At 22.4% G+C, this 337-nt stretch carries 1 protein-coding gene; it reads left to right on the plus strand.

The features are described from left to right. Positions 1-337: two-component regulator propeller domain-containing protein (locus G3997_RS01520; protein ID WP_296649245.1), on the plus strand; the 337-nt coding region annotated here is incomplete at both ends.

Below are 337 nucleotides of genomic sequence, written 5' to 3' on the forward strand. Positions count from 1 at the left end.
ATATAGATACAAAGGATTGTAAAACATACTTAAAAGAAGATGGATTACAAAGTAACCACATAATATCATTATTATTAGATAATAAGGGATATTTGTGGATAGGGAGTAATGAAGGTTTAAATATATTAGATGTAAAAGAAGATAAAATTATAAATATAAGTGATATTATAAGTGAAGATTCAACTACAAATAAGTATGTAAGAACTATTTATCAAGATAAAKAAGGATGTTATTATATAGGATTTTTTAGAAATGGTGGTTTGATGAAAATCRATCCAATAAATAAAACTACAAAAACATACTTAAATAGCAAAGAAGATAAAAATAGTTTAAGTAG

Source organism: Romboutsia sp. 13368, from assembly GCF_018336475.1.
Classification (GTDB): Bacteria; Bacillota; Clostridia; order Peptostreptococcales; family Peptostreptococcaceae; genus Romboutsia.